The sequence below is a fragment of the Bifidobacterium sp. POST2/T3 (B1) genome (assembly GCF_058197115.1).
Genome location: NZ_JBVPQK010000330.1, coordinates 1 through 2,935 on the forward strand (window position 1 = coordinate 1; position 2,935 = coordinate 2,935).

2 protein-coding genes are annotated in these 2,935 nt (G+C 61.4%); one reads left to right on the top strand and one right to left on the bottom strand.

Features of this window, described 5'->3' with window-relative positions; translation table 11 throughout:
* Positions 1-38 precede the first annotated feature (38 nt).
* Positions 39-2,261, top strand: a complete 2,223-nt coding sequence (locus AC0AP0_RS11160; RefSeq protein WP_490430516.1) for a transglycosylase domain-containing protein — start codon at positions 39-41, stop codon at positions 2,259-2,261.
* A gap of 95 nt (positions 2,262-2,356) precedes the next feature.
* Here the strand turns inward: AC0AP0_RS11160 and AC0AP0_RS11165 are convergent.
* On the bottom strand, positions 2,357-2,935 hold a 579-nt coding region (locus AC0AP0_RS11165; RefSeq protein ID WP_490430508.1), incomplete at its 5' end, for an alpha-isopropylmalate synthase regulatory domain-containing protein.

A 2,935-nucleotide genomic window follows, 5' to 3' on the forward strand; every position in this document is an offset into this window, starting at 1 on the left:
TCGAACAGTTTTCAGCCCTGCCGGATAGCGTGGTTGGCATGGCCAATCAGACTCGTTCAGTCAGTTCGACCTCGCCCACCCGCAGGGTCCGGTCTGGGTCACGCGGTGGCAGCAATCGCACCGACAGACTCACCTCGCGACATGCCGACCGCAATCCCCGGGGCGGCGGACCTCGTCGCAGGCGGCGCCGCAAGTCGCATCGTCTGCTCAAGTGGACCCTGGGTCTGCTGGGACTGGTGCTGGTCGTCGGGGCAGCAGCTTTCGCCTACCTATACCTGACTACTGAGATCATCCCGCCGGAGAAGCAGGCCCTGGCACAAAAGACCACGGTCTACTATGCTGACGGCACCACCCCTATCGGCACTTACGCCGACCAGAACCGGGAGATCATCGACTGTGCGGTCCTGCCCAAGTATGTAGGCAACGCGGTCGTCTCCTCAGAGAACCGCTCCTTCTATAAGGATAACGGCATCGACCTCAAGGGCATCGGCCGGGCCCTGCTCAACAACGTGACCAAGGGCACTCGGCAGGGCGGATCAACCATCACCCAGCAGTACGCCGAGCGCTACTATCTGGGTGAGACCACCACCTACAAAGGCAAGTTGCGCGAGGCCATCCTCTCCCTGAAGATCTCCAGGACCGAGAGCAAGGAAACAGTCCTGTGCAACTATATGAACACCATATACTTCGGCCGCGGAGCCTACGGGATCCAGGCCGCCGCGCAGAACTACTTTGGTAAGGACGCCAAGGATCTGACCATGCCCGAGTCGGCCATGTTGGCCGGCATTATCCCCGCCCCGGCCTCCTGGGATCCGGCTATTAACCCCAAGCAGGCCGAGTCGCGCTTCCACCGGGTGCTGGGCATCATGGAGGAGGACCACTACATCAGCCACAAGGACCGGGTCGGCGCCCAGATGCCCCAGACCATCAAGTACTCGCCGCAGAACGTCTATCAGGGGCCCAACGGCTACCTGCTGCGCATGGTCCGCAATGAGCTGTCCACCGGCAAAAAGGCCCCCTTTACCGCGGACGACCTGGATACTGGCGGCTACCGAATCATCACCACCATCCAAAAGGACAAGCAGGATCTGATGTTCCAGGTGGCAAGCCCGTCCACGGGCAACAAGCGTCAGCCACCCACCCTGCAGACCGGTGGGCTCTCGGTCGATCCCAAGACCGGGGCCATCATCTCCCTGTATGCCGGTGACGACTACCTGACCCACCCGCTCAACAACGTGGATCAGGCGACCTACCAGGTGGGTTCGACCATGAAGGCCTACACGCTCCTGGCCGCCATCCAGGATGGAGTCAACCTGAACACAGTCTTCAACGGCAATTCACCACGCACCTTCTCCAGCGTGGGCAAGTCCGTCGCCAACGACGGAAACTTCAGCTACGGGTACATCAATCTCTATTCGGCCTTCGCCAGATCGGTCAACACGGTCTTCATGGACCTGGGCGAACACGTGACCTCACAAAAAATCGCCCAGGTGGCCCACACTGCTGGCATCACCGGCAAAATCGACGACACGACCACCTTCGACACCCTGGGCCTGGATGCCCTCTCGGTCTATGACGTGACACAGGGGTATGCCACGCTGGCCAATGGCGGCAAGCGGCCCAAGCTGCATCTGGTGGCACAGGTCAAGGATGCCAAGGATCAGGAGCTCTACACGGCTGCGATCCAGTCAGATCAGGTCTTCAACGCCGACCAGGTGGCCCTGCTGCAGAAAGCCATGAGCACCACAGTTCAGTACGGCACTGCCACCTATGCGCGTTCCCTGGGCAGGCCCATCGCCGGCAAGACAGGCACGGCCAACGACCAGACAGCCATCTCCTTCATCGGATTCACCCCCTCGGTTCTGACCACCTTCGCTGTCTGGAACCAAGGACAGGACGGCAGTGCACTCAAGGTGCCCGAGGTCTATCAGAATGAGTTTTTACCGGTCCCGCTGTTCACCCAGTACATGAAGTCCGCCTTGGGCGACAGCCCAGTGGAGCGTTTCCCTGCGGCCGAAGACCATGGCAAGATCGGCGGGCCGGATGGCAGCTGGGGCACCGGATATAGGCGGAGCTACTCCTATACGCCCAGGCGTAGCTACAACTATGAATATGTGCCTCAGCGACGCACCCAACAGCAGACAACTCCTCAGGAGGAGTCAGGAGCCAGCAGTGGTTCGGGTTCAGGCAACGGAGGCGAGGCCGAGAGCAGCAACAGCGGAACCACTGAGGGCAACTCCGAGTCAGAGCAATCCCAGTAGTAAACCAGCGTGGACAACCTGGCCCGATCCGAACCAATCAGTTGCGTTCGGATTGGGCCGTGAGGCTGACGAGAGTTGCTGCCTCTCTATGACTTCTAGCCGCGCTGGAAGCGGTTGAGCGCCGAAATAATGGCCTTGAGGGAGCTGGTGGAGATGGACGAATCGATGCCAACGCCCCAAATCACGCGGGACCTGGCCGGTTCGCCCACCTGGCATTCCACGTAGGAAGCCGCCAGAGCATCCGTGCCGGCGGTCATGGCATGCTCGGCGTAATCCAGAACGGAGACGGTCTGATCCAGGGACTTGAGCGCATCCAAGAAGGCCGCGATTGGGCCATTCCCGTGTCCCTGAACACGCCGCCTCACCTCAGGATCGCCCGGGGCAAGCCCCCGGTCCAGCAGGGTGGCATCCAGGACGGTGTCGGATCCGTCCTCGCCGGAGGTGACTGCGACATTCAGCAGCTTGAAGCGTCCCCACTGGCGCAGGGTCTCATCGCGCTGATCGGCCATGGACTCTCCGCCGACCACGCTCCCGCCAGCCTCCACGGGCAGGTACTCGTCCTTGAAGAGCCGCCAGATGTCGGCATCCTTGACCTCCCGCTTGGTCCTGTCGGCATAGCTCTGGACCAGCCGTTCGAACTCCACCTGGAGACGCTTGGGCAGGTCCAGATGATG

Coding starts and splice junctions, on each gene's coding strand:
- AC0AP0_RS11160 (WP_490430516.1), top strand. CDS start 39: ATGGCCAATCAGACTCGTTCAGTCAGTTCGACCTCGCCCACCCGCAGG.